Raw genomic sequence first — 26,031 nt, 5'->3', positions numbered from 1 at the left:
CTACCTCCACCTGACCGGCAGGGGGAACGGCCGCATCTGCCACTCGGCAGCAGGCAGACCACCCCGCCCATGTCCACGAACGACTTGGGCACGAGGTAGACACATGATCGGCCAAACAAGCCCTAAGGCCTGTCTGATAATTGATCTGGACTGGGGCTCCGTGGCTGACCTGCCCGAGCGGTATAAGCCGTGGCAGACCGTCTGGTCGTACGCCGCCGCGGACGACCACGGAGTCGTCGAAATCCGAAAGAGTGACATGACGGCTCTCTGGTGCTCCAGGTGCGCGGATGGCGGAACACCCCAATCGATGCCCCCAGGGCGCGCCGCGCACGCCCCGGACGGCCGTGTGTCAGCTCGGGCGCTCGTAGTTGGTCAGGACGCAGCCCTCGACCTGGGCCTTCTCCAGCCGGTAGCCGGCCGGCGCGGTGAAGCCGGTCTCGCAGTTCAGGTACAGGAACTGGAGCTGGTACAGCCCGCGGCGGACGTTCGCGTTGTTGGTCTCCACGGCGATGTTCGTGCCGACCAGCAGCTTGCTCGCAGTGGCCTTGAGGCGCCCGTCGTCCTTCAGGTCGGCCAGCTGCGCCGCCTTGGCCTTGGTCTGGAGGGTCTTCATGTCGGAGACGGTGTCCAGCCAGTTCAGGTTGTGCGCGCGCCGCTCCCCGCCGAGCTGGCCGCAGACCGCTCGCTGCTTGACGCCCCAAGCGCTCGCGGGGCCGTCGACGACCGGCATGTAGTCGATCGACTGTACCTGCTCGTCGGTGACCTTCATGCTCGTGCAGTCGACCGTGTGCGGGCTGACGAGCGTCTTCAGCTCGGCGATGCTGCCGGCGCTCGGCAGGCCCAGGCTGCCGGTGGACGGCTGGCCCGGCTTCGCGGCTCCCTCGGTGGAGGGGTCGCGGACCGCCCCGCGGTGGGGGCTGCCCTGGCCGTCGGGGCTGTTGACGTAGTCGGTGAGGAAGCAGCCCTCGACCAGGGCCTTCTCCTTCTTGAACCCCTCCGGGACGAAGACGTCGGGGTTGCAGCTCAGGATGCGCAGGTCGGAGTTGGGCGGGTCGACCAGGGACACGGCGGTGGCGGTCTTGAGCGCGGTCAGGGCGAAGGTCTTGCCCACGACCGTGCGGCTGGCGAGGTCGGTGTCGTCCCGGCCCTCGGCGAGCAGCTTCGCGGCGTTGTCCTTGGCGGCCTGCTGGAAGGCCTTCATGTCCGGGGTCAGGAAGAGGACGATCTCGCCCCGCGCCTTCTTGTCCGTGCAGACGCCGCGCTCCGTGATGCCCCAGTCCCCGGCGCCGATGAACCCGCTCAGCGGCACCCGGCTGTCGTTCGGGTCGGTGCTGAGGTTCTCGCAGGACGTGTACTGCTGTACGTGGGCCTGCGCCCCGGCCAGCGTGGCGGGCGCGGCGCCGGCGCCGGCGGCCGTGGGGGAGGCGGGGGCGGCGCCCCGAGCGCTCGCGGAGGGCGGGCCCGGCTTGGGGGAGTCCTCGCAGGCGGTGGCGAGGGTGGTGAGCGCGGCGAGGGCCGCGGTCGCGGCGGATATCCGCTGGAGGCGCATGGTTGTCTTCCGTCGGCTGGACACGGCACGGGGGGATGGCGTGCCCATGCTAAGGCCACCTGTCTGGAAATTGATCTTGTGGCAGGTCGAGGTGAGTTGACGGAGGCGGCGTGGGAGTGGGTAGAGCCCTAGTTGCCGCAGGTGGATGGACGTGGTCGGCCGTGGCGTGACCTGCCCGAGCGGTATGGGCCGTGGCAGACCGTCTATGAGCGGTTTACCTGGTGGGAGGCGGACGGCGCGTGGGCAAGGCTGTTGGAGCATGTGCAGGTCCGCGACGACACGGAGGGCGGGGTGGAGTGGACCGTCGCCGTCGACTCCACGATCAACCGTGCTCACCGGCACGCCGCCGGCGCACGTAAAAGGGGGCTGCGGACGGGGACGAACTGGAAGATCCGGTCGGCTCGCAGACGCGCCAGGCCCTCGGCCGGTCCCGAGGCGGGCTGACCACCAGGGTCCACCTCGCCGTCGACGGCCGGGGACTGCCGCTGTCCATCGTGCTCACGCCCGGCAACGTCAACGACGCCACCGCATTAGGTCAGATCCTCGACGGGATCCGCGTTCCGCGAGCCGACACCGGCCGCCCACGCACGAAACCGACCCGAGTCCTGGGCGACAAGGCCTACTCCAGCCGAGCGATCCGGCATCTGCTACGGCGTCGGGGCATCGCCGTCACGATCCCCGAGCGCCGCGACCAAACAGCCAACCGCCGACGCCGAGGGCGCCTCGGCCGCCGGCCGCCCGCCTTCGACAAGGAGCTCTACCGCGACCGCAACGTGGTCGAACGATGCTTCGCACGCCTGAAGCAGTTCCGCGCGATCGCGACAAGATTCGACAAGCTTGCCGACCGCTACCGTGCCGACGTCGTCCTGCCCTCGCTGATCCTCTGGCTCCGCGAACCAGCCCGTGATCATTTGTCAGACGCTGCCTAGCAGCGCGCCGCGATACCCCGGGCCGCGAGGACCTCCAGTGCGCCCGGGACCATGTGTTCGAGCGCGCGCCCTCCGGTGAAGAGCTTGAGGTTGGGCAGCAGTTCCAGATCATCCAGGCAACCCACGTCGAAGAGGTCGTCCTCGCCGTCCCACACCGGAGCGCACTCCATGAAGACCTGGTGCCCGCCGTCGAAAGTCAACTCCTCCACGGTGGCGAGGAGCCCCGGCGGTATCTCCAACTCCTCGAAGTAGGCCCGCGCCTCGTCGAGGATCGTGTACTCGAGCTCGTTCTCCTCGACGTAGGCGTCGAGGTCCTCGATCCCGCGCGCCCGCATGTGCTGCTCCAGGCTGAACGCCGGCGCCAGTGTCTCGTCCCAGTACATGAGCTTCTCGACCACGAGGAGCTTGAAGTTGAAGTCGCGGAAAGTTGCCATGGTGTACGTATATCAACGGCGACTGACACGGCCGGCGAGCGCTGCTCCCGTGCCGGCCGGCGGGCGGAGATCGAACCCCAGAGGCAGGCCCACGCGTGAACCACCGCCCGTCCTCCTGCGAAGGACCTGCGCCTCGGTGGTGCGGTGGCAGAGAGCGGCCGCGCATGAAAGTCGCTCGCGTGGCCGGTCGAATGAAATAGTGGCCCGATGAGTAGGGATGCCGCGTTCATCGTCCTGGCGTGCGAGGCGGAGAAGGTGATGGAGCCGCTTACCCGACGGGATGATGAGAGGGGCGGCAGCCTGTCTCGGCTTGAAACAATGGATCATCCGCGACGGCCGGTTGGCGGGGGCGTCCCTGCCTCGGACCCACGATACGGACGACACGACCCTGACGGGAACAGCCGGTCCCGCCGGCACTGTTGCACCGACCGAGGGACCGCGCCGCGGGTGGGGAGCACGGGGACCACAAAGCCGTCCACTGCACCGGGTCCGGGCCCCAGGATCGCGGTACGCCCGCCGCGCGCTTTGACCAGCAAGCACTTTTACAGGAGGACTGTTTCATGACTGACCGGCCGCCCTTGACGCTCATGGCAGTGCACGCCCACCCCGACGACGAGGCCACCGGAACCGGAGGCGTCCTCGCGCGATACGCGGCGGAAGGCATCCGCACGGTGCTCGTGACGTGTACCGACGGCCGTTGCGGTGACGGACCGGGGGGTGTCAAGCCGGGTGATCCGGAGCACGATCCGGCAACCGTCGCCTTGATGCGTCGTCAAGAACTAGAGGCTAGCTGTGAGGTCCTGCAGATCAGCGATCTGGAGATGCTGGACTACGCCGACTCCGGGATGATGGGCTGGCCGAGCAACGACGTACCCGGATCCTTCTGGCAGACCCCCGTGGAGGAAGGCGCCGCCCGGCTTGCGGAGCTCATGCGGCACTACCGACCCGATGTGGTCGTCACTTACGACGAGAACGGCTTCTACGGCCACCCCGACCACATCCAGGCCCACCGCATCACGATGGCGGCCCTGGAGATGACCGAGCTGACACCGAAGGTGTACTGGACGACGATGCCCCGCTCGGGCGTACAACGGTTCGGGGAGATCATGCGCGAGTTCGGTGAGGACATGCCGCAGCCGGATCCTGAGGAGGTCGCCGCGATGGCCCAGATCGGCCTGCCCGACGACGAGATCACCACGTGGGTGGACACCACCGCGTTCAGCGGTCAGAAGTTCGATGCGTTGGCCGCGCACGCCAGCCAGGGCGAGAACATCTTCTTCCTCAAGATGGGCAAGGAGCGGTTCGGCGAGCTGATGGGCATGGAGACCTTCCTACGGGTCAAGGACGCCACCGGCGCGCCCGTACCCGAAAACGACCTCTTCGCCGGACTGCGCTGATCCACCCGCGCCCGCAAGGGCTGGGGCCCGGGAAAGCCCAGCCTCCGCCGCACTGCGCGACCGGCCCAGTCACCCGCCCCGAGGGCACGCCCTCGAACGTCCGCTCTGACGGCCCGCGTCGAGGCCCTCGCTCGCGTGGCACCGCCCATCCCCGCCTGAACGGCGAGGAGGGGCGGTGCCGCGGCAAACGGGCCGGCCCCGCCGGAGCGTTCACCGCGGGCTGTAGGGGGGCGGCGTCGCGCGGCGCTGGGCTACGAGTACACCTGCCACCAGCGGTCCGCCTCCGCGCGAGCCACTTCGGCGTCGTACTGGCTCGCGTCGAAGTGGAGCTCCGGCGGAGGGTAGGGCATGGCGCTGTGGCCGATTTCCCACGGAACCACCCAGTCCGACCACTGAACGATCTCCCCGAGGCGCTGCACGGTCACGGCCAGGAAGCCGCAGCATCCGCCGGTGCACTCCGGTTCCCCCAGCTCTAGGCGACGCGCCTCGTCGGTCGCCCGGAGAGGGCTGGGCCGGCCGGACGGCAGCGCAACGGCCGCGTAGGGTCCACGACCGCCTTCGCCGACCGCCGCTTCGACCACATCCTCATCGTTGACCCAGAACCGCACCTGGGCAGCAAACCGGGGCCCCGGCGGCAACACCCTGATCTCCAAACGATCGAACATCAGACCACCTCGGTGCATGCCTCTGCTTCTCAGCGCAGTGGCTCGGCCAGACCGACGATGATGCCCTCCGGGCCGCGGAGGTAGCACAGCAGGTAGCTGTCCTCGAATCGGGCGATCTCACCGACGAGTTCGGCGCCGTGCGGGCGCAGCCGGGCAACGGTGTCCTCAAGGTCGTCGACGGCGAACATGACGCGGTGCGTGCCCAGAATGTTGTGCGGCCGGTTGCGCGGCTCGGGGCTGATCGCCGCGGGGCTGTGGTACTTCGCGAGCTCGATCCGGCTGTGTCCGTCCGGGGTCCGGACCATCGCAATGTCACAGCGGACGCCGTGGAGTCCGGTGCACTGATCAGCGAACGGCCCCTCGACCTCCGCCCTGCCCTCCAGCTCCATACCGAGTTCCACGAAGAACGCGATGGCGGCATCCATGTCCTCGACGACGATGCCGACGTTGTCCATCCGTTGAATCGCCATGCTGGCTGCTCCTTCTTCCTCGTCCGGCCGGTGGTGGAAGATCAGGATTGCGTGTCAGTCCCGCTACGGCAGCCCCGCGAGCCAACGTCACGACCTCGCCGCCTTCGCGCAGGAAGGTCGAGGCGCGGGCCACACCGCAGCCGGCCGGCCAGGCTTCGGCCCGAGGCCGCCCCGTGTATCCCGCTCAGCGACGGCGTTCTTCAGGGGGATCGTCCTCGGGCTGCAGGCCGAGCATGTCCAGCAGGGCTCTGAGATCCGCAGGACCGGTGGCCCTCGCGGCGAGGGCGCGGCGGGCTGCAGCGCGGTCCACCGAGCCCACCCGTGTCAGGAGCGCCGGCTCTTCACAACCGAATGGATCCTTCATCCACCGATGCCACCACGGCCGCGGCATTTCCGCAGCCGCCACTGCTCCAACCACCAGGGCAGCCCGATACCCGCCAGCCGGCCGATTCGATGGCCCATGTGGCGCGGCGCACGTGCATCAGGACTGCGCAGGCGTGATCACGGCATTCGCGGAAGGATCGCACCATGAGAGTCGTGGTGCTGTCCGATACGCACGCGCCCCGGTACTGGAAGTCGTGTCCGCCCCGCGTTGCCGAACACCTGCGCGAGGCAGACGTGATCCTGCACGCGGGTGACGTCTGCACGGCAGACGTTCTCGACGAGCTGGCCCAGTACGCGCCCGTGCACGTCGTCATGGGCAACAACGACGGGCCCGACGTCGCTGCATGGGGTGCGCCGGAAACGTTGCAGCTGACCCTGGACGGCCTGACGGTCGGCATGATCCACGACAGCGGCCACAAGACCGGGCGGACCGGCCGGATGCGCAAGCGCTTTCCCGAGGCCGATCTCGTCGTCTTCGGGCACTCCCACATCCCGATGGACCAGACCGGTGACGGCGTCAGGATCTTCAATCCCGGCTCGCCGACCGACCGACGCCGTCAGCCACACGGCACTCTGGGCGTGCTGGACATCGAGGACGGAGCGCTGACCGACGCGAGGATCGTGAACGTGACGTAGTCAGCCGGCCGGGTGGCCTGCGGCGATGAGCGCGGCGCTCCTCGACCCCGTGCACGCCGAGCACAAAGCGGCTCCACAGCGGCTGCCACTTGTCGGTGTCAGAGCGCCGCAGAGGGGTCGGGACCGTCCGGACCGTCGGAGCCGCGCTGTTCGTCGCGCCAGGACTGTTCGGCCCAGATGGTTTTACCGGTCGCGTTGTGCCGGGTGCCCCAGCGCTTGGAGAGCCGGCCGACCAGAAACAGTCCGCGTCCCCCTTCCTCCAGGTCGTGGGCCCGGCGCGGGTGCGGGGAGGTGCTGCTGGCGTCCGAGACCTCGCAGATGAGGCTGCCGTCGTGGATCAGGCGCAGCTCGATGGGGGCATCAGCGTGGCGGATCGCGTTGGTCACCAGCTCGCTGACGATCAGCTCGGTGGTGGCAACGGCCTCCGGCAGTCCCCACCGCAGCAACTGCGCCGTGGCGCGCCTGCGCGCCTGGGGGACGGCCGACGGGTCGCCGGGCACCGTCCAGGACGCCACGTGGGAGGCCGCGAGCGCGCGGGTCCGGGCCACCAAGAGGGCCACGTCGTCTCCGGGGACCTCGGGCAGCAACGTCTTGACGACCGTGTCGCAGACATCGTCCAGCCCTGTCGCGGGGTGCGTGAGCGTGGTCCGAAGCTGGTGCAGGCCCACGCCGATGTCACGATCTCGGGCCTCGATCAGGCCGTCGGTGTACAGCACCAGCAGACTGCCCGCGGGTACGGGGAAGGCTGCGGCCTCGAAGGCGACGCCGCCCACGCCCAGCGGCGGCCCCGTCTCCACGGCGACGAACTCGGCCGCACCGTCCGGCGAAACGATCACCGGCGGCGGGTGGCCGGCGCTGGCGAGCGAGCAGTGGCGCGAGACCGGGTCGTAGACCACGTACAGGCACGTCGCTCCGACCTCTCCACCGGCTTCCGCGTCCAGCCGTGCCTCCTCCAGGATCAGATCGTCGAGGTCGGTCAGCAGTTCGTCCGGGGGGAGGTCGATGTCGGCGAGGGTACGGACCGCGGTACGCAGCCGTCCCATGGCGGCGGACGCGTAGATTCCGTGGCCGACGACGTCTCCGACGACCAGAGCGACCCGGGCGCCGGACAAGGCGATGACGTCGAACCAGTCGCCGCCGACGCCCGCCTGCGGATCGGCCGGCAGGTAGCGGACGGCTGTCTCCACTGCCTGCTGGACCGGGGGCCGCTGGCGCAGCAGGCTCCTCTGGAGGGCCAGCGCGGCGCCGTCGCTCTCCTGGGGCACGGCCGCTTGGACGAACCACTGGCTCTGCCCCTGACCGTCCAGCAGCGGGCAGGCCCGCAGATCGACCTCGATACGGCGGCCGGACTCGTCCCGCAGCAGGGCCCGCCCGATCCACGCCTGCTGCTGGGCCAGATGCCGCCGGGCGGAATCGGGGAGGGTCTCGGCCAGCAGGTCGGCCGCGGCGCGCCCCACCACGTCCTGCGCCGCGTAACCGAGCAGCAGCTGGGCGCCCGGACTCCAGGCCGTCACCCTGCCCCGGGCGTCGACAGCCGCCGCAGCCATCTCCGTAGCCGGGACGAAACCGTTGCCGCTGCGATCCAAAAGGACACCGGGCCTGCTCATGTTCGGTGTCGCACCCACTTGGCGCATGTCTCCACGCCCCTACGTCCTTCGCCTCCGGTAAAACACGTCGTGATCAAGACGTCGCCTGCCGGACTCGCGAGGGTCTTCTCGCGTCATTCCATTTCTAAATAAACCAAAATGTTTCAAGTTTCAAGGGGTGTTTCGGAGCGGGGGAGTGGCGGGGCGCCCAGGGGGTTCTTTGCGCCCCCCCCCCCCCGCGAGATCATCGGCCCCTGCGTGGGGGAGTCGGAGGGAGGGCAGAAGCGGGGAAGGGGAGGGGAGGGGGAAGAGAAGAGAAGGAAGGCAGGGGAGGCGAACCGGTATCCCGACAGCGGCCGGGATACGGCGTGGGAGGCGGTCCACCACGCCCAGGAGGAGCCGTGGAGTGGTTTACGGACGGCGATTACTGGCTGAGCAGACTCGTGTTCCAGCGAGGTCTGGCCGCGCTCTATTTCATCGCCTTCCTGAGTACCGCCCACCAGTTCCGGGCGCTCATCGGTGAACACGGATTGCTGCCGGTCCCGCGTTTCGTCGCGGCTGTTCCTTTTCGCAGGTCGCCCAGCATCTTTCACTTCCATTACTCCGACCGCTTCTGCGCGATCATCGCCTGGACGGGCGTGACCCTCTCCGTCGCCTTGGCCGCGGGTGCGGCGGACCGGATACCCCTATGGGCGTCGATGCTGCCGTGGGCGCTGCTGTGGGTGCTCTACCTCTCCCTCGTCAACGTCGGTCAGACGTGGTTCGGCTTCATGTGGGAGTCGCTGCTCCTCGAAGCGGGCTTCCTGGCGATCTTCCTGGGGAACGAGGAGACGGCGCCCCCGCTCCTGATCCTCTTCCTCCTCCGCTGGCTGCTGTTCCGGCTGGAGTTCGGCGCCGGACTGATCAAGCTGCGTCACGACCCCTGCTGGCGCGACCTGACCTGCCTGTACTACCACCACGAGACCCAGCCGATGCCCGGCCCGCTGACCTGGTTCTTCCACCGCCTCCCGCGGCCCCTGCACCGCGTCGAGGTCGCGGCCAGCCACGTGGCCCAGCTCGTCGCCCCGGTGATGCTGTTCGCGCCGCAGCCGACCGCGAGCGTGGTCGCCGGTTTCATCGTCGTCACGCAGCTCTGGCTCGTGGCGTCGGGAAACTTCGCCTGGCTCAACTGGCTCACCATCCTGATCGCCGTCACCGCGATCGACGGGGCGCGCGCCGCGGACGTACTCGGCTTGCCCCGGCCCCCCGCCTTCGCCGGCCCGCCGGCCTGGTACGAGGGCACGGTGCTCGCCGTCACCGTGCTCATGGTGGTGCTCAGCTACTGGCCGATACGCAATCTGCTCTCCCGCCACCAGGTGATGAACTACTCCTTCAACCCCTTCCACCTGATGAACACCTACGGAGCCTTCGGCACCATCGAGCGCACGCGCCATGAGGTGGTGCTCGAAGGCACCGACGAACCAGAGATCACCGACGACACGGTGTGGCAGGCCTACGGATTCAAGGGCAAACCAGGTGACGTACGCCGAATGCCCCCACAAGTCGCCCCCTACCACCTGCGGCTCGACTGGATGATGTGGTTCGCGGCGATCTCACCCGCATACGCCAGGCCCTGGTTCACCCCCCTCCTCGCCAAGCTGCTCGACAACGACCCCGTCATCCTCAAGCTGCTGCGTCACAACCCCTTCCCGGATTCCCCGCCGACCTTCCTTCGCGCCCGCCTGTACCGCTACCGCTTCACCGACCGCCACGAGCTCCGACGCACCCACGCCTGGTGGCACCGCACGTTGGTCGGGGAATACCTCCCACCCGTCACCAAGCCGAGATGAAGCCGTACGCCATGATGTGGTGATGTAGTGGTTTATTTTGCATATCGGCGGCCGGCGAGCTGGTCGAGACCTATCACTGTCGATGCGGCACCACCTGGACCAAGACCTACGAGGTCCGAGGTCGAGAGCCGGGCACACTGCCAGGCACCACCTGAGCTGTGGCCGCCGCGTACGGCCGGGGCGGGAACAGGCTCGCGGGGTACCTCACCCCCTCACGCTTCCCCAAGGGTCACCGGCAGCGTCCCCTCCACCCCCTTGCGTAGGTAGGTGACCTGGACTCTCTCGCCCGGTTTGTGCGAAGCCAGAACCTCGGCCAGACCCCCGATGGTCTTGGTTTCCCCGCTACCCACCCTTGTGATGATGTCCCCGGGCCTCAGGCCCGCCTGGTCCGCGGCACCGCCGGGCGCCACGTCCACCACTGCGACGCCCACGGGCCCGTAGTCCGCATCGAGCACGGTGCGTGCGGTGATGCCCAGTGCTCCCCGCCCCGAATGGGTGACCCGGCCATCCTTGATGAGCTGGTCGGCGATCGATTTGACCGTGGAGGCGGGGATGGCGAATCCGATGCCCGGCGCCGCGCCGCCACCGAGCCCGGGATCCCGCGCCGCCAGCGTCGGAATACCGATCACCTCGCTGTCGAGGTTGGCCAGCGCGCCGCCGCTGTTGCCCGGGTTGATCGGCGCCGAGGTCTGCACCATGTTGGCGATGGCCACCGTCGCGCCATCGGCCCCACCCCCCTCGCTCACGGTGCGGCCGACCGCCGAGACGATGCCCTGGGTCACGCTGCTGGACAGGCCCAGCGGTGACCCCATGGCCAGTACGATCTGGCCCACCGCCACCTCGGGGGAGTCGCCGAACCTCGCGGGCTTCAGGCCGGCCGGGAGGCCCTCCACCTTCACCACGGCCAGGTCCTGCTCCGGGTAGGAGGCGACCAGTCGGGCCTCCAGCGGCTGCTCCCCCGTGGCCACGGTCACCCTGAACGCCTTGCTCGTACCCACCACATGCGCGTTGGTGACGACATGACCCTTGCCGTCGTAGATCACACCGGACCCGAGGCCGTCCTCCGTCTGGATTTGGACGACGGAGGGCAGCACGTCCTTGATGACGCTCTGGTAGTCGTCCTCCAGATCGTTCCCGGCCCGGGGAGCGGCCGCGGGCGAGGGCCTCTCGCGCGCCGGGCTGGTAGAGCACCCGGCAAGGGTGACGATCGCGAGGGTCACGAGCCAGAGCAGACACCGTCGTGCAAGCGATGCAGGCATGCCCGGAGTATTCCATTTGTCCGCATGGATCACCGGCACAGACAGGCGCGGTCAGAAGAGATCGCCCCCCCTGCAAGCGGCGTGCCGAAGCCCGCCTCCTTCCCGATGCGGAAGGAGGCGGGACCACCGGCCGTTCCCGCCGCAGACGGGCGGTGTTACTTCGGGACTTCGTTACTTCGGGACTTCGGGACTTCGTTACTTCGGCATCAGGACGCTCTCGACGATGTAGACGTTGGCGTTGGCCGTCTTGACGTTGCCGCAGACCACGTTCGCGGTGGTGTTGACCTTGTAGGCCTCTCCGGAGCCGGTGGTGGTGACCATGCCCTTCTGGAGGGTCTCGAAGCTGCCGTTCTCCAGCTGCTTGGGGGTGAGCTTCTGGCCGACGACGTGGTAGGTGAGGATCTTCGTGAGCTGCTCCTTGTCGGCGAGGACCTTGTCGAGGTCGGCCTTCGGGATCTTCGCGAAGGCGTCGTTGGTGGGGGCGAAGACGGTGATGTCCTTGGCGTTGTTGAGGGTGTCGACGAGGCCGGCCTGCTTGACGGCGGCGACCAGGGTCGACAGGGCGGGGTTGTTGGACGCCGCCGTGGCGACCGGGTCCTTGGCCATGCCGTCGAAGGAACCCGCGCCGTCCTTGGGGACGCCGGCGCAGGCCGGGCCGAAGGGCTTGTCGCCGGTCATCGTGTCGCCTGCGGGGGTGCTGGCGGCGGTGTTGCCCTCATCGCCGGCGGCCGCGGTGGGGCCGGCCTTGGTGTCACTGCCGGAGTCGGAGCACGCGGCCAGGGAGAAGGGGAGCAGGGCGGCTGCGGCGACGGCGATCGCGGTACGGCGGATCTGCATGCTGTTCATGATCGATTGCTCCTTGAAGGGCTTTGTGTACAGGGTGAGTTGACGTGGCTGGTCGTGCTGCCCGAGGCGCGGTCCGCCCGCTTCTCGGGTGGTCTAGGGGACGGTCACGAACACGCTGTGCCAGCCGCTCGCGCCGTCGGGGATGGTCCGTGCGCGCTGCTCGGTCTGCACCAGCCCGGTGCCGTCGGTGGCGCGGACGGTGATCGTGTGGCCGCCGGTGGCGGCGTTCCAGCGGTAGGACCACTGCCGCCAGGTGTCGAGGGGCGCCTGGGCGGCGAGGTCGGCGTCCTGCCAGGGCCCCTCGTCGATGCGTACCTCGACGCGGGTGATGCCGCGTCGCTGGGCCCAGGCGACCCCGGCGACGGTGACGGTGCCGGCTGCGGGACGTCCGAAGGGCTTGGGGGTGTCGATGCGGGCCTGGGTCTTGATCGGTGCCCTGCGGGCCCAGTTCCGCTTCACCCAGTAGGGGTCGTAGGCGTCGAAGGTGGTCAGCTCGATGTCGGTGATCCACTTGCAGGCCGACACGTAGCCGTAGAGGCCGGGGACGAGCATGCGCACGGGGAAGCCGTGGTCGAAGGGCAGCGGTTCGCCGTTCATGCCGACGGCGAGGATCGCGTCGCGTCCGTCCATCACGTCCTCGACCGGGGAGCCGAGCGTCATGCCGTCCACCGACCGGGCCACCAGTTGGTCCGCCGTCCCGCCTTCTGACGGCGGCCGCACACCGGCCTCCTTGAGGAGGTCCGCGAGGGGGACGCCGAGCCAGCGGGCGTTGCCGATGTAGGGGCCGCCGACCTCGTTGGACACGCAGGTGAGGGTGATGTCGCGTTCGATGAGGGGCCGGGCCAGGAGCTGGTCGAGGGTGTAGGTGCGGGGGCGCGCCACTCCTCGGCCGTGAATGCGCAGCCGCCAGCTTCCAGCGTCGACCTTGGGGACGGTGAGGGCGGTGTCGACGCGGTAGAAGTCGGAGTTCGGGGTGGTGAAGGCGGTGATGCCGGGAGCCTTCAGTTGGACGCCGGCCGGGACCGCGGGGGCGGGGGAGGCGGGCGCCGGCAGGATCAGGCTCGCGCGGGAAGCGACGGCTCCCTGGCCCTGTCGGCCGGTGAAGAACCGGCCCAGGGCGCCCGCCGAGGTCGCCGCGGCGGCGGTCACGCCGGCGGCGGCCAGGAAGCTCCGCCTGCTCCACCCCGCGGTCCCCTCGCCGTCCGCGCCGGCATCGGCCGGGACGGGGACGGCTTTCGACGCCAGGACGTACAGGGTCAGAGCCCCCGCAACGGCTCCGGCGACCGAGGGCAGTGCGTCACCGGCGCCGGTGGAGTCGGGGCGGCTGAGGGCGGATACGACGCCCGCGACCCCGAACAGCAGCACCCCCGCAGCCCCGGCACGTCGGTGAGACAGAGCGAGGATCCCCAACGCGACGGCGATGAGGGCGAGTACGGCGACGATCCCGAGCTGCAGGACGGCCTTGTCGTCCTCCCCGAACGTCCGGATCGCGAAGTCCTTCACCGCGGCGGGCGTCCGGTCGATCACCGCGCCACCCACTACGGTCACCGGCCCGGCCGGCGGCCGCACCAGCCCGGCGACCAGCTCGGCCACGGCGAGCGCCGCGAACGCGGCCAGGAGTCCGGCCAGCGCGCCGAGGGCGGCGTGGGAGAGGGTGCTGCGGAAGCTGCTCACAGCCGTCATTCGGCGGCCGTGGCCCGGCGGATTGGTCCGACCCCGAAAGGGTCGCGGCGCTCCTTCCTCCCGCCCGGGGCGGACGAACGGGAGGCTTGTGACGAACGGCGGCAATCCGCTCGACGCTTCGTCCCGAATTGTTCATGTGAGGCTCCTGACGGAGCCGCACAGCACACCGATTGAAGGACCGATATCGAAGGAGGTGAGTGCGATGACCGCATCCGTGAACGTGCGTCGGCTGGTGGCCGGGGCGGCTTCGGCCGGGCTTCTGGCCGGGACCTGCGTACTGGGCGTATCCGCCACGGCGAACGCGGCGCCGGCACCGTCCGCGGTGACCTCGACGGTCACCGGCGACCGCGACCACCGGCACGACCGGTGGGACCGTCACGACCGGTGCAGCTGGGTGCAGGGCCACTGGGGCAAGAAGTGGGTCGAGGGCCACTCCGAAGGAAAGTGGCACCAGGGCGCCTGGCACAACGGCTACCGCGACCACCACGGGACGTGGCACGACGGCTGGTGGGGCAAGGGCCACTGGAAGCAGCACTGGGTGCCCGGCCACTACGTCAGCCACTGGGTGCCCGGCCACTGGAACTGCCACGACAAGTGGTGACCGCCGGCAGGCCGTCGTGGGGTTCCGGGATCACCGGGACCCCACTCCCGTTCCCCCGCCCCGGCCTCCGCAAGCGGGTGCCGCCGACTCCAAGGAATGATCATGGACACCGCCATCGCGTCCTGCGGGTGTCCGGCCACGCTGCACATCCCGCTCCCGCCGGGCGCACAGGCTGCCCGGCACGCACGACGGACCGTCGCAGGGCTGCTGGCCCTTGACTCGGCGTCCTGCCCGAGCGTGGTCGCCGAGGACCTCGTACTCATCGTCTCCGAACTGGTCACCAACGCGGTCCTGCACGCGAAGGGCCCCTACGCGCTCACGGTCGGCCTGGAAGACGGGCGGGCCGGGGTCGCGGTCAGCGACGGGTCCCCCGACCTGGCCGAGTATCACGGAGACGGCAACCACCGGCAGCAGCCCGAGACGGGCGGCCGCGGGCTGAAGATCGTACGTGAGCTGGGCGCTGACCTCTTCGTCAGCCGCTCGGGCATCGGCAAGCAGGTCATCGCGGTCCTCACATGGTAGGCCGCCGGAGGGCCGCCGGCAGGCCGCAGGACGCAGGGAAACGCACGACGCACGAACTGCGGGTGGCTGTACCTACAACCACCCGCAGCCGGCGCGCCCCGCTCGGCCGCCTACGCGAGGCGCCCCCAGGAGTGCCTCGCGCCCTCTATCGGGTCAGGCGTTGACGCAGGTGTTGCCGAACGACGGGTTCAGCAGACCGATGACGCTTACGCTGTTGCCGCAGGCGTTGACGGGGATGTGGATCGGTACCTGGATGAGGTTGCCCGAGCCCACCCCCGGCGAGTACGCGGCAACGCCCCGCGCGCCCGCGTCGGCGGAAGCGGCCGACGCGCCCGCCATCACGACCGCGCCGGCCACCAAGGCCACGGCCAGACCTCGTCGCACACGAACCATGTCTCTTACCTCCGGTGAGGATGCGCGGCCGCGCGGAGGTCCCGCACGGCCGGTGGGGAAAGCCTCGTGAACGCCCAGTGACACTTCGTGACACCTCGTGACACCTCGTGACACCTCGTGACACTTCGTGAACGCCTTCGGCTTCCTCACACGCCGTCTTCGCGGCCGCTTCCGGCCCGGCTTGGCGCCTTCCGCGCGCTTCACTCCAACGGGCCAGCCCTGCCCGGCGTGGCGGACGAAGAGGCTCCCATCCGCAGCCCGGTCCGCTACGAAGAACCCTCGACACACGCACAAGCATCCGAAGGCCGGACCCTCCCACGGGGGCGCCCCGGCCCCGCACAGACCACACGCAAGGACCGGCATGCGATGGACGCCCCGCCCCCCGACGGCCGACCCGGGCCGCCGCTCCGCCTCCTCACCACGGCCGGAGCCCCGAAGGTGAACCAACCGATCCCCTTCCACACCGGCCGCTCCGCCGACCCCGCCCGCAGCGACCTGAGCGACGTCATGCAAAAAGTCGCTCACGGCGACAAACAGGCCTTCTCCGCCCTCTACGACGCCCTCGCGCCCCTGGTCTTCGGGATCGTGGTCAAAGTCGTCCGCGACCGGGCCCAGTCCGAGGAGGTCGCCCAGGAGGTCATGATCGACCTGTGGCGTCAGGCCGCCCGCTACCGCGCCGACGCCGGCTCCGTCACCACCTGGGCGGCGACGATCGCCCACCGGCGGGCCGTGGACCGCGTCCGCTCCGCCCAGGCCGCCACCGACCGCGAGCACGCCCAGGCCGCCCGCGAGCACACCACCGCCTTCGACGAGGTCGCCGAACAGGTGGAGACCCGCCTGGAGTCCGAGCAGGTACGCCGCTGCATGCGCGGCCTGACCGAGATCCAGCGCCAAGCGGTCACCCTGGCCTACTACCAGGGCCTGACCTACCGAGAAGTCGCCGAAGCGCTGCGCACACCGCTTCCCACGATCAAGACACGCATGCGCGACGGGCTGATCCGGCTCCGCGACTGCATGGGGGTGACCGCATGAAACACCACGCCACCGACGCCCACGCCCTCGCCGCCGCCTACGCCCTCGGCGCACTCGAAGACGGCGAACGCCAGGACTTCGACGCACACCTTCAAGCCTGCGAAGCCTGCCGGCAGGAGGCGGCGGAGTTCCAGGCGACCGCGGCACGCCTGGCCGCAGCCGTCTCCCAGCCCCCGCCCCCGGCAGCCAAAGCACAGGTCATGGCCGCCATCGACGGCGTGCGCCAGCTTCCCCCTCGCCTTCCCACACCCGCCGCCAGACCCGCCCCCGCCGGCATGCTGCGCCGCAAGGCCGTGCCCCTGGCCCTGGCCGCCGGCGTGGCCGCCGCCGCACTCGGCGGCATCGCCGTATGGCAGACGCAGAACGGACAGGACCTCAAGCAGCAGGCCCGCCAGGCCGAGCGGCAACTCGCCGCGGTGAGCGCCGTGCTGGCGGCCCCGGACGCGCGGACCGTCCACGGCCGGACGGCCAACGGAGCCTTGGCCACGGTGGTGTCCTCCGACCGCCAGAACCAGGCCGTCTTCACCGCCGCCAACCTGCCCAAACCGGGAGCGGGCAGGACCTATCAGCTGTGGCTGGATCACGACGGCAGGATGCGCCCGGCCGGATTTATCGACGACGATGGCACTGTCGTCCTCACCGGCAACCCCGCCGACGCGGGCGCTGTCGGGCTCACCATCGAACCTGCCGGAGGCTCTCCCCAACCCACCACCCAGCCCCTGCTGTTGATGGCCCTTCCCGCCTGACCGGGCGCCCACCGTCCCACGTCCACCGTGACACCGGTGCCTCCGCCGGGCGCCCGCCCCCCCAACCAATCGAGGTTCCCTCATGGCCAACACCCCGAAGATCGGGGACGTCGTCGGTGACTTCCGCCTGCCCGGCGGGCACTTGGACGGCGACACCTTCCACCGCACCGATTACGCCCTGGCCGAGCAACGCGGTCAGCCCCTCGTCCTCGCCTTCTACCCCGGCGACGACACCCCGGTGTGCACCGCGCAGCTGTGCTCCTACTCCGACGGCCTGGCAGAGCTCCAGGCCGCCGGAGCCGTCGTGTGGGGCATCAGTCCGCAAGGCGTCGACAGCCACGAGGCCTTCGCCCGCGACCGGCGCCTGCGGATGCCGCTGCTGTCCGACGAAGGGCGAGCGGTGGCGAAGTCCTTCGGGATCACCGCACCCCTGATCGGACTGCGACGCTCGGTGTTCATCATCGACCCCCACGGGCGCCTGCACTGGAAGCACGTCACCGCCGTGGGCGCCACCTACCCGCCCGCGGCCACCCTGAGCGCGCAGCTCGCCGCCCTGACCGACTGAGACCGCTCGCCGGTCCCGTGCTCCCGCAGCGAATCGCCTCCAATCCGTCCGCCCGGCCGCTGCGAAGTACGAGTGAAGCGCAGCAGCCGGGCGGCGCGTCGAGGGCAGGAGCGGTTGTAGTGAAACAACGGAGAGCGGCCGTCGTGGGCGCCGGAGTGGCGGGCCTGACCGCCGCCTACGTCCTGGCGTCCTCCTACGAGGTCACCCTGTACGAGGCGGACGACCGGCTCGGCGGTCACGCCCACACCCATGAGACGCCGGGCCCGGGCGGCCGTACGGTCAACGTGGACTCGGGGTTCATCGTGCACAACGAGCACACCTACCCCACCCTGCTGCGGCTCTTCCGTGAGCTGGGGATCGGCACCCAGGACGCCGAGATGAGCATGTCGGTGCGGTGCGACGGCTGCGCCCTGGAGTACGCGGGCGCCCGCGGCCCCGCCGGACTGTTCGCCTCGCGGGCCGCACTGCGCGGCCGCCACCTGCGGCTGCTGGCCGAGGTGCCGCTCTTCCACCGCGGCGCCCGGCGGCTTCTCGCCCGCGGAGCCGACCCGGCCCTGACGTTCGGGGACTTCCTGCGCGAGGGCGGGTTCTCCTCCTACTTCATCAGTCATTTCGCGCTGCCGCTGGTCGCCGCGGTGTGGTCCTGCCCGGCCAGCACCGCGCTCGCCTACCCGGCCGCCTACCTGTTCACCTTCCTCCACCACCACGGCTTGCTGTCGGTCACCGGCTCCCCGCAGTGGAAGACCGTCACCGGCGGCTCCGCCGCCTACGTGAACGCCGCGGCCAAGCACATCCAGCGCGTGCGCACCTCCAGTCCGGTGGCAGCCCTCTGGCGCACCCGTAGCGACGTACGGATCATGACCGAAGACGGCGTCACCGAGACCTACGACGCCGTCGTCATCGCCACCCACCCCGACCAGGCGCTGCGCCTGCTCGCCGACCCCACCCAGGACGAGAAGCGGTACCTGGGCGCCTTCACGTACAGCCGCAACCCCGCCGTGCTGCACACCGACACCAGCCTGCTGCCCCGCTCCGCCAGGGCGCGCGCCAGCTGGAACTACCGGATGACCGGCTGCGAGCCCTCCACCGATCCCGTCCGCGTCAGCTACGACATGCAGCGCCTGCAGCGCCTTCCGGACGGCGCCGACTACGTCGTCACCCTCGGCGCGGACGACCTCATCGCCCCCCACCTGGTGGTGGACAGGATGATTTACGAGCACCCCGTCTACACCCCCGAGTCGGTCGCCGCGCAAAAGCAGCTGCCCCTGCTGAACACCGGGGTGACGGCGTACGCGGGGGCCTGGCACGGGTGGGGGTTCCACGAGGACGGCTGCCGCTCCGGCGTCGCGGCCGCCCGCGCCCTGGGCGTGCGCTGGTGACCGGCACCCGGGCCGGAGGGCCGGCCCTGTACGAGTGCGTCGTGGGCCACGCGCGCACCACGCCCCTGCGCCACTCCTTCCGGCACCGCACGTACCTGTGGTACGTCGATCTCGACCACCTGCCGGTCCTGCCGATCGGGCTGCGTCCGCTCGCCCGCTTCGACGCGCGCGACCACTTCTCCGGCCGGGACGCCTCCATACGCGCCGGGCTGGAGGCCTTCCTCGCCACGCACGGCATCGACCTCGGCGGCGGCCGCGTCCTGATGCTGGCGCACGCCCGTGTGTTCGGGTACGTCTTCAACCCGCTGAGCGTGTACTGGTGCCACGACGCCTCCGGGGCCCCCGTGTGCGTGGTGGCGGAAGTCCACAACACCTACGGCCAGCGCCACTGCTACCTGCTGCGTCCCGACGGCGCCGGGAGGGCCGAAGCGGACAAGGCCTTCTACGTATCGCCCTTCTTCCCCGTCGAAGGCCGCTACCGGATGCGGTTGCCGCTGCCGGGGGAGGACCTGCGCCTCGCCGTGCAGCTGGAGACCGAGGGCGGCCGTCCCTTCACCGCCACGGTCCGCGGCCGCCGCCGTCCCGCAACCGCCCTGAACCTCCTGGCCACAGCCGTACGCAGGCCCTGGTCGACCGTCGCCGTGTCGGCCGGCATCCGCCGCCACGGCATCCACCTGCTGCTGCGCGGCCTGCCCGTCCAGCCCCGCCCACGGACCAACTGCCAGAAAGGCCTGTCGTCTTGACCCAGCCCACCACGTCCCCCGGCCGCGTCCGCCCGTCCCACGACGCCGGCCGCAGGGCGGCCCGGACCGTGCCGGAACAGCCCGCGCCGGCACAGCCCGCCCCGATAGCCTCCGCCGTCCGCCGGGACACGGCCGACGCCGCACGGTGGCCGGATGTGGCGCGTCTACCGGCGGCCCAGCCGGTGCGGACCGCGATTGCACGTCATCTGGTGGGCCGGGCCCTGCACCGGCTTTCGCTGCTGGAGCCCGAGGGCGCCCCCGCCGGGACCACCGCGGGACCGGTGCTCACGCTCCACGACCCGCAGGCCTTCTACCGGCGGATCGCCCGCCACGGCCTGACCGGCTTCGGTGAGTCCTACATGGCCGGAGAATGGGACAGCGACGACCTCCCCGGCGCGCTCACCGTCCTCGCCGCGCACGCAGACACCCTGGTACCGGCACCGCTGCGCCGACTGCGGCCCCTGTGGGCGGCCGCCCGGCCCGGACAGGACCGCAACACCCCCCAGGGAGCGCGCCGCAACATCCACCGGCACTACGACCTGTCCAACGACCTGTTCGCCGCGTTCCTCGACCCCACCCTCACCTACTCCTCCGCCCTCTTCACCGCTTTCCCCGCCCGTTTCGACTCCCTCGCCCAGGCCCAGCACCGCAAGATCGACCGCCTGCTCGACCTCGCCCGCGTCGAGGAAGGCACCCGTCTGCTGGAGATCGGCACCGGCTGGGGGGAACTCGCCCTGCGCGCGGCCGCACGCGGCGCCACGGTGACCACGGTGACGCTCTCCGCCGAACAAGCCGACCTGGCCCGCGACCGGATCCGCGCGGCCGGCCTGGCCGACCGCGTGGAGGTACAGCTGCGTGACTACCGCGAGGTCCGGGGACGCTACGACGCCGTCGTCAGCGTGGAGATGATCGAAGCGGTGGGCCGCGAATACTGGCCCGACTACTTCACCGCGCTGCGCCGCGCCCTGGCCCCCGGGGGCAGGATCGCCCTGCAGGCGATCACCATGGGCCACCAGCAGATGCTGAACACCGCCTCCACCCACACCTTCATCAGCAAGTACATCTTCCCCGGCGGCCTGATCCCCTCCCGCCGGGCCCTCACCGAACACGCCGACGCGGCCGGCCTGCGCACCACCGCCGACGACGGCTACGCCGAGCACTACGCCGAAACCCTGCGGCTGTGGCGCCAGCGCTTCACCACGAACAAGGACGCCGTCACCGCCCTCGGCTTCGACCCCGTCTTCCAGCGCATGTGGGAGTTCTACCTGGCCTACTGCGAAGCCGGGTTCCGCTCCCGTTACCTCGACGTGCGCCAGCTGCTCCTGACCGAAGGAACCCGCCGATGAAGACCGCCGCCGAACGCCTCGCCGACCTCGCCGGCCGCGTCCTGCCCGGCCCCCTCCCGGTACGGGTGCGGGCCTGGGACGGCAGCCAGGCCGGCCCCGCCGACGCCCCCTTGATCCTGCTGCGCTCACCCCAGGCGGTGCGCCGACTGCTGTGGCAGCCCGGAGAGCTGGGCCTCGCCGAGGCCTACATCACCGGTGATCTCGACGTCGAAGGCGACCTCGCCCACGCCCTGTCCCATGCAGGGCAGGCCGTCCGCGACCAGCCCCCCACCCGGCCCCAGCCGGGCGCCCTGGCCACCGCCGCGGTGCTGGCCGCACGGCTGGGCGTCCTCGGCCCGCCCCCGGCCCGTCCCGACGGACGGGCCCGTCTGGGCGGCCGCCTGCACAGCACAGCCCGCGACCGGGCCGCCATCAGCCACCACTACGACGTCTCCACCGACTTCTACGCCCTCCTCCTCGATCCCTCGATGGCGTACTCGTGCGCCTACTGGCAGCGCTCCGACGACCCCGCCTACAGCCTGGCCGACGCCCAGAGGGACAAGCTGGAGCTGATCTGCCGCAAACTCGGCCTCCGGGCCGGTGACCGGCTGCTGGACGTCGGCTGCGGCTGGGGCTCCCTCGCCGTCCACGCAGCCCGCGAACACAAGGCGCACGTCACCGCCGTCACGCTGTCACGGGCCCAGCGGGACTTCGTCACCGAACGGTGCGCCAGGGAAGGCATCACCGACCTGGTCGACGTCCAGCTGCGGCACTGGCGGCACATCGACGGCGCCGGATACGACGCCATCAGCGCCGTCGAGATGGGCGAACACGTCGGCGACGCCGAATACCCCCACTTCACCGCGAAGCTGTACGGCGCGCTACGACCGGAGGGCCGGGTGCTCGTCCAGCAGATGTCCCGCGGAGCGAACGCCCCCGGAGGCGGCGCGTTCATCGAGACCTACATCGCCCCCGACATGCACATGCGCCCCGTCGGGCAGACCACCGACCTCCTCGAGGGCTCCGGTCTTGAAGTACGGTCGGTGGAGTCCCTGCGCGAGCACTACACCGCCACGATCGATGCCTGGCGCACCAACCTCGAAGACCACTGGAGCGACGTCGTGGACCTCGTAGGCGAAACGACCGGCCGGGTCTGGCGCCTGTACCTGGCCGGAGCCTCACTCGCCTTCACCGAACGCCGCATGGGCGTGGACCAGATCCTCGCCGTCCGCCCCACCCGCGAGGGCCGCTCCGCCATGCCGCCCACCCCGGCCGCCTGGTACCACCCGGCAGGGCAGCCGTGAACAGCGTCCACTGGGGTGCCCTGGCCCCCAACCTCGCCGCGGCCGCCGGCGCAGCCCTCGCGGTGCTCCTGATCACGTTCGCCGTCGCCGTACGCCGCGGCCTGCACCGGATCGTGGACATCGCCTGGGGCATCGCCTTCACCGCCGTGGCCACCGTCACCTTTCTGCTGTCCGCCGGTCACGGCGACGACGGCCGCCGGTTCGTGGTTCTCGCGGCGACCGCCCTCTGGGGGCTGCGGCTCGCGGCGCACATCGCCCACCGCTCCCGCGGCCACGGCGAGGATCCCCGCTACACCGCACTTCTGGCCAAAGCTCCGGGAAACCAGAAGTGGTACGCGCTGCGCACCGTCTACCTCCTGCAGGCGGCACTGGTCTGGCTCATCTCCCTTCCCGTCCAGATCGCCTCCTACAGCACCGCACCCCTGGGCCCCCTCGCCGTCTGCGGGATCACCCTCTGGGCAGCCGGCCTCCTCTTCGAGACCGTCGGCGACCACCAGCTGGCCCGCTTCAAAGCCGATCCGCACAACCGCGGCCGCATCATGGACCGCGGCCTGTGGGCCTGGACCCGGCACCCCAACTACTTCGGCGACAGCCTCCTTTGGTGGGGCCTGTACCTCCTGGCCTGCACCAGCTGGCCGACCGCGGCCGCAGCCCTGATCTCCCCGGTGACCATGACGTTGCTGCTCACCGTCGGCAGCGGCAAACGCCTCCTGGAGAACCACATGGCACACCGCCCCGGCTTCGCCGAGTACGTCGCCCGCACCAGCGGCTTCCTCCCGCTGCCACCCCGCCGCCCCCGCTCCCGGACAGGAGGATGAGCGATGCCGCCACCCCCCATCGACAACGCGGCGGACCGCCGGGCCCTGGCTCCGCTCCGCACCGGCCTGTCACCCGGCGCGGTCAAGGGAGCCGTACTGCTCCTCCACGGCGGCCGGGCCGACGCCTTGCAGCCGCCACCCCGGCTGAACCTGCCCGCGCTGCGCACGCGCCCGTTCGCCCGGGCGATCCTGCGCGCCACCGTGGACGAGGACATCCTCGTCGCACACGTCCGCTACCAGTACCGGGGATGGAACGGCCACCACGCCCACCCCGTCACCGACGCCCGCCGTGCCCTGGACGAACTGCACGCGCTGACGGGACCGGTGCCCGTCGTCCTGGTGGGCCACTCCCTCGGCGCCCGGGCGGCGCTGCGCGCCGCCGCGGACCCACAGGTCACAGGCGTCGTGGCGCTCGCCCCGTGGTGCCCGCCCGCCGAGCCGGTGAGCCACCTGCAAGGCCGCACCGTCATCGCGCTCCATGACGAAGCCGACCGCGTCACCAGGGCGCAGGACACCTGGTCGTACCTGACCCGCGCGCACGGGGCGGGCGCCCGCGTCGCCGGGATCTCCATGCGCCGAGGCGGCCACGCCATGATCCAGGACGCGCGGCTGTGGCACCGCACAGCGGCCGAAGCCACCACGGCCCTGCTCGGTATCACCCCGTTCCCCGCTGCCGTCGAGGAAGGCTTCTCCTGGAACGGGGTCCCCTCCCGCCTCTGAATCCCGCACCCACCCCCCCCGCGCACCCACCCGGCGCCCATGGCGGCTCGCGACGAAAGGCCCGTGGGCCGCCGGCCCGGACGGACGGCCCACAGACGGGCGGCGACGCCCAAGGCGTGCCTGGCGGGGTCACGGGCCGCGGGCGGGGGTGTCAAGGGGCAAGGGCACCCGTCCAGACGAACCTAGGAGTCCGAGCGCAGCCCCAAGGCGCTGTGCTGAATCAGACCGGCCGGGGCATCGGCAGAGCCGGACTGCCGACGTGTCAACTCCACCAACTGCGAGCGGAGGTCAGCCGCCGGTTCGCCCAGCACGATGGCGCTGATCACCAGCTCGAGCATCACGCAGTCATAGGCATCGTCCGTCCCTCGGTAGCGCTCGGCGTCCCGCTCGACCACGGCGCTGACGATCTGCCATCCACCGCCGTCAACCGGGCCGAATGTCGCGGCGAAGACGCCGTGCCCGGTCCAGCTGCGGTGCAGGAAGACAACCTCGCCCTCCGTGAAGACGTTCCACTTCTCATCCATGTCCCGCGCCGCGTAGCCGAGCTGGATCTGCTTCCAGTCCTCGTCCGACCAGATCCGCTGGGGCAGCCGCGACATCGCCTGAGGAGCTGATATCGGCTGAAGGCGACGGGAGAACGTGGACCGGGTTACGCGTTCGTCATGAGGCATGCAGCGATCCTACGAACGAACGTGAACGTCGGTGAGCAGCGCCTTCATTGTCGACCTCACAGTGAAGTCGCCGCCGACGCTCCCTGCATCGTCACCAACACCGTCGCACGAACAACAACCTGCTCAGCCCCGGAGCGACGAACGCCACCAACCAGAACCTCGGGATCAACGCTCCCTGACAGAACAGAAGACCGCTCCGCGGGCCCCCACCGCCCTCTGCACGACCCGCCCCGGCACGCCCGGCCCAGCGGACGCGGCCCTCGACGAGGGGTGGGGGGCACGGTCGGATCGACCACGCGCAGAAGAGGCAGAAGAGCCAGAAGACGGTGGATCTCCCATGCCGCCACGGCCGACGCCAGGCTACGCTGCGCCTGACGGAGTGGACGGCTGGCCTCTTCTGTCAGGACGTTGACCACCGCACCTGGGTTGAAATGAGGAAGCCGTCATGAGTACGGGGAAGTGGCTGTGGATATCCCTGTGGCGCTACATTCTGACCGCCCTGCTCGCCTGTGTGGCCGCCGCCTCGGTGCTGCCGGCCCTCGGGGACGGACCCTTCGCTGAGGAGTTCGCGCTCGGTATAGGGGTCGCGCTCGTGAGTGTGCCCCTCCTGACGATCGCGACCATGTTCGTGATCGTCCTGCTGGCCGGTCGACGGTTCGAACCTCCGACCGGCGGCCCCCAGCGGATCCGGGGCGGCTGGATGGTCGTCCTGCCACTGGTGCCGCTGCTGCCAGTGGGACTGCTCATGCCACTGCAATACCTGATCATGGTCGGTGCGCAACTCGCCTACGTGATCTGGGTACTGCCCTGCGATGACGCCCGTGACACGGCGAACGTCCTGCGCTCGCTCGCCGACCCGGCCGTCCCCGCGCAGCAGCGGGCCCGGACGGCACGGGCGGTCGCGGAACTCCGTACCAGGCCAGTCGTGGAAGCCCTGGTGCTCGCCGCGGCGGACGAGGAGCCCGAGGTCGCGGACGCGGCCCTGGAGAGCCTGAGCGCCATCTGGCAGCACGACGGCGTCGTGGGGGAGGACCTGCTGCTGAGACTTCCGCCGCAGGACCAGGATCGGGTCCGCGCCCTGGGCATCAAAATCCGCACCCCTTGGTGACAGCCGCTGCGTTCGGGATTGACCGACCACTCAGAAGACCCTCGTGCCCTTGCCCAGTCCGCCGGGCGAGTCTTCGCCCCCCGACGACGAAGCCTTGCCGATAACCAGGCTGCAGGTGCTCCCCGGTGACGGACCGGGCCCAGGGGTGGGGCGTGGGTTCAGTGAGGGGAACGTGGCCCGGTGCGGGCTGGGGGAGGGGGGGCAGAACAGAGCGAGTGCAGTAGTTGCCATCGGCAGGCGGTGCCCATGCGGTTCCCAGGTGAGCGGCGGTGATGCCACTGGTCAGCAAAGTGATCCACGTGACGCAATGCTCGAGGTCGCGGCCAAGGCCAGCAGCCGGCGACCGAGACTACCGCGCGCTGGCACTTGGCGGCCGGTCGGCCGGTCGCGGCATCACCGCCCGGATTCCGCGACGGCGCAGGTGACCGCGGCGAGCG

Annotated in this window: 24 protein-coding genes and 3 pseudogenes; 16 read left to right on the top strand and 11 right to left on the bottom strand. The window is 70.5% G+C overall.

Annotation, left to right across the window (positions count from 1 at the left end; genetic code table 11):
- Window positions 1-349: 349 nt before the first annotated feature.
- Entirely contained in the window at window positions 350-1,549 is a 1,200-nt protein-coding gene (locus ACF059_RS29445) for a hypothetical protein (protein WP_392062891.1), read from the bottom strand.
- Window positions 1,550-1,681: 132 nt separating this feature from the next.
- On the opposite strand from ACF059_RS29445, the pseudogene ACF059_RS29440 reads away from it, so the two are divergent.
- Window positions 1,682-2,478 (top strand): annotated as a pseudogene (locus ACF059_RS29440) (IS5 family transposase).
- On the opposite strand, the gene ACF059_RS29435 reads toward ACF059_RS29440, so the two are convergent.
- The gene (locus tag ACF059_RS29435) at window positions 2,475-2,912 is read right to left on the bottom strand and encodes a DUF6892 domain-containing protein (RefSeq protein WP_366867919.1); all 438 of its coding nucleotides are present in this window, start codon (window positions 2,910-2,912) and stop codon (window positions 2,475-2,477) included. The pseudogene ACF059_RS29440 and the gene ACF059_RS29435 overlap by 4 nt on opposite strands.
- A 560-nt stretch (window positions 2,913-3,472) precedes the next feature.
- Between ACF059_RS29435 and ACF059_RS29430 the strand changes: the two genes are divergently transcribed.
- Complete coding sequence (locus ACF059_RS29430) at window positions 3,473-4,309, top strand: PIG-L family deacetylase (protein ID WP_392062888.1); 837 nt, start codon at window positions 3,473-3,475, stop codon at window positions 4,307-4,309.
- Between the two features lie 251 nt (window positions 4,310-4,560).
- Here the strand turns inward: ACF059_RS29430 and ACF059_RS29425 are convergent, their stop codons facing one another.
- The gene (locus ACF059_RS29425; RefSeq protein WP_392062885.1) at window positions 4,561-4,974 is read right to left on the bottom strand and encodes a hypothetical protein; all 414 of its coding nucleotides are present in this window, start codon (window positions 4,972-4,974) and stop codon (window positions 4,561-4,563) included.
- 29 nt (window positions 4,975-5,003) lie between these two features.
- Window positions 5,004-5,444: a VOC family protein gene (locus ACF059_RS29420; RefSeq protein WP_392062882.1), complete on the bottom strand. Its 441-nt coding sequence runs from the start codon at window positions 5,442-5,444 to the stop codon at window positions 5,004-5,006.
- Window positions 5,445-5,972: 528 nt separating this feature from the next.
- Here ACF059_RS29420 and ACF059_RS29415 point away from each other — a divergent pair.
- Entirely contained in the window at window positions 5,973-6,464 is a 492-nt protein-coding gene (locus ACF059_RS29415; protein WP_392062879.1) for a metallophosphoesterase family protein, read from the top strand.
- Between the two features lie 98 nt (window positions 6,465-6,562).
- On the opposite strand, the pseudogene ACF059_RS29410 reads toward ACF059_RS29415, so the two are convergent.
- A pseudogene (locus tag ACF059_RS29410) lies at window positions 6,563-7,705 on the bottom strand (SpoIIE family protein phosphatase); the annotation flags it as partial.
- Between the two features lie 42 nt (window positions 7,706-7,747).
- Window positions 7,748-8,011, bottom strand: a pseudogene (locus ACF059_RS29405) (PAS domain-containing protein); the annotation flags it as partial.
- A gap of 440 nt (window positions 8,012-8,451) precedes the next feature.
- Between ACF059_RS29405 and ACF059_RS29400 the strand changes: the two are divergent.
- The gene (locus tag ACF059_RS29400) at window positions 8,452-9,879 is read left to right on the top strand and encodes a lipase maturation factor family protein (protein WP_392062877.1); all 1,428 of its coding nucleotides are present in this window, start codon (window positions 8,452-8,454) and stop codon (window positions 9,877-9,879) included.
- A 212-nt stretch (window positions 9,880-10,091) separates the two neighbouring features.
- Here ACF059_RS29400 and ACF059_RS29395 read toward each other — a convergent pair whose 3' ends face one another.
- From ACF059_RS29395 to ACF059_RS29385, 3 genes are all read right to left on the bottom strand, one after another.
- On the bottom strand, window positions 10,092-11,138 hold the full coding sequence (locus ACF059_RS29395; RefSeq protein ID WP_392062874.1) for a S1C family serine protease: 1,047 nt from the start codon (window positions 11,136-11,138) through the stop codon (window positions 10,092-10,094).
- 195 nt (window positions 11,139-11,333) lie between these two features.
- Window positions 11,334-11,984 carry a fasciclin domain-containing protein gene (locus ACF059_RS29390; protein ID WP_392062872.1) on the bottom strand — a complete coding sequence of 217 codons (651 nt, stop codon included), beginning with the start codon at window positions 11,982-11,984 and terminating at the stop codon, window positions 11,334-11,336.
- Between the two features lie 93 nt (window positions 11,985-12,077).
- Window positions 12,078-13,667 carry a molybdopterin-dependent oxidoreductase gene (locus ACF059_RS29385; RefSeq protein ID WP_392062870.1) on the bottom strand — a complete coding sequence of 530 codons (1,590 nt, stop codon included), beginning with the start codon at window positions 13,665-13,667 and terminating at the stop codon, window positions 12,078-12,080.
- A 202-nt stretch (window positions 13,668-13,869) separates the two neighbouring features.
- On the opposite strand from ACF059_RS29385, the gene ACF059_RS29380 reads away from it, so the two are divergent.
- On the top strand, window positions 13,870-14,268 hold the full coding sequence (locus tag ACF059_RS29380) for a hypothetical protein (protein ID WP_392062867.1): 399 nt from the start codon (window positions 13,870-13,872) through the stop codon (window positions 14,266-14,268).
- A 102-nt stretch (window positions 14,269-14,370) separates the two neighbouring features.
- Window positions 14,371-14,790, top strand: coding sequence for an ATP-binding protein (locus ACF059_RS29375; protein WP_392062864.1), 420 nt, complete (start codon window positions 14,371-14,373; stop codon window positions 14,788-14,790).
- 153 nt (window positions 14,791-14,943) lie between these two features.
- Here the strand turns inward: ACF059_RS29375 and ACF059_RS29370 are convergent, their stop codons facing one another.
- Complete coding sequence (locus ACF059_RS29370) at window positions 14,944-15,183, bottom strand: chaplin (RefSeq protein ID WP_392062861.1); 240 nt, start codon at window positions 15,181-15,183, stop codon at window positions 14,944-14,946.
- Window positions 15,184-15,621: 438 nt separating this feature from the next.
- On the opposite strand from ACF059_RS29370, the gene sigK reads away from it, so the two are divergent.
- The 9 genes from sigK to ACF059_RS29325 all read left to right on the top strand — a co-directional run bounded on the left by sigK (window position 15,622) and on the right by ACF059_RS29325 (window position 23,815).
- A complete protein-coding gene (sigK, locus tag ACF059_RS29365) occupies window positions 15,622-16,215 on the top strand; it encodes an ECF RNA polymerase sigma factor SigK (RefSeq protein ID WP_392062858.1) in 594 nt (197 codons plus the stop codon).
- Window positions 16,212-16,961 (top strand): anti-sigma factor domain-containing protein, encoded by a 750-nt coding sequence (locus ACF059_RS29360; RefSeq protein WP_392062855.1) that lies wholly within the window; start codon window positions 16,212-16,214, stop codon window positions 16,959-16,961. The genes sigK and ACF059_RS29360 overlap by 4 nt, the downstream gene beginning before the upstream one ends.
- 82 nt (window positions 16,962-17,043) lie before the next feature.
- Window positions 17,044-17,526, top strand: a complete 483-nt coding sequence (locus ACF059_RS29355) for a peroxiredoxin (RefSeq protein WP_392062852.1) — start codon at window positions 17,044-17,046, stop codon at window positions 17,524-17,526.
- A gap of 119 nt (window positions 17,527-17,645) precedes the next feature.
- A complete protein-coding gene (locus ACF059_RS29350) occupies window positions 17,646-18,905 on the top strand; it encodes an NAD(P)/FAD-dependent oxidoreductase (protein WP_392062849.1) in 1,260 nt (419 codons plus the stop codon).
- The gene (locus ACF059_RS29345) at window positions 18,902-19,648 is read left to right on the top strand and encodes a DUF1365 domain-containing protein (RefSeq protein WP_392062846.1); all 747 of its coding nucleotides are present in this window, start codon (window positions 18,902-18,904) and stop codon (window positions 19,646-19,648) included. Before ACF059_RS29350 ends, ACF059_RS29345 begins: the two co-directional genes overlap by 4 nt.
- Before the next feature lie 104 nt (window positions 19,649-19,752).
- Window positions 19,753-20,994 (top strand): class I SAM-dependent methyltransferase, encoded by a 1,242-nt coding sequence (locus ACF059_RS29340; RefSeq protein ID WP_392063354.1) that lies wholly within the window; start codon window positions 19,753-19,755, stop codon window positions 20,992-20,994.
- Window positions 20,991-22,277, top strand: coding sequence for a class I SAM-dependent methyltransferase (locus ACF059_RS29335; RefSeq protein WP_392062843.1), 1,287 nt, complete (start codon window positions 20,991-20,993; stop codon window positions 22,275-22,277). Before ACF059_RS29340 ends, ACF059_RS29335 begins: the two co-directional genes overlap by 4 nt.
- A complete protein-coding gene (locus ACF059_RS29330; RefSeq protein ID WP_392062840.1) occupies window positions 22,274-23,095 on the top strand; it encodes a DUF1295 domain-containing protein in 822 nt (273 codons plus the stop codon). The genes ACF059_RS29335 and ACF059_RS29330 overlap by 4 nt, the downstream gene beginning before the upstream one ends.
- Before the next feature lie 3 nt (window positions 23,096-23,098).
- On the top strand, window positions 23,099-23,815 hold the full coding sequence (locus ACF059_RS29325) for an alpha/beta fold hydrolase (protein ID WP_392062837.1): 717 nt from the start codon (window positions 23,099-23,101) through the stop codon (window positions 23,813-23,815).
- A 182-nt stretch (window positions 23,816-23,997) separates the two neighbouring features.
- Here ACF059_RS29325 and ACF059_RS29320 read toward each other — a convergent pair whose 3' ends face one another.
- Window positions 23,998-24,414, bottom strand: coding sequence for a hypothetical protein (locus ACF059_RS29320; RefSeq protein WP_392063351.1), 417 nt, complete (start codon window positions 24,412-24,414; stop codon window positions 23,998-24,000).
- Window positions 24,415-24,931: 517 nt separating this feature from the next.
- Between ACF059_RS29320 and ACF059_RS29315 the strand changes: the two genes are divergently transcribed.
- Window positions 24,932-25,594, top strand: a complete 663-nt coding sequence (locus ACF059_RS29315; protein WP_392062834.1) for a hypothetical protein — start codon at window positions 24,932-24,934, stop codon at window positions 25,592-25,594.
- The last annotated feature ends 437 nt before the right edge of the window (window positions 25,595-26,031 follow it).

The sequence above is a fragment of the Streptomyces sp. NPDC016562 genome (genome assembly GCF_043076955.1).
Classification (GTDB): domain Bacteria; phylum Actinomycetota; class Actinomycetes; order Streptomycetales; family Streptomycetaceae; genus Streptomyces.
Note: the sequence above shows the minus strand (reverse complement) of the source record. Positions and strands in the feature narration are given on the sequence as shown.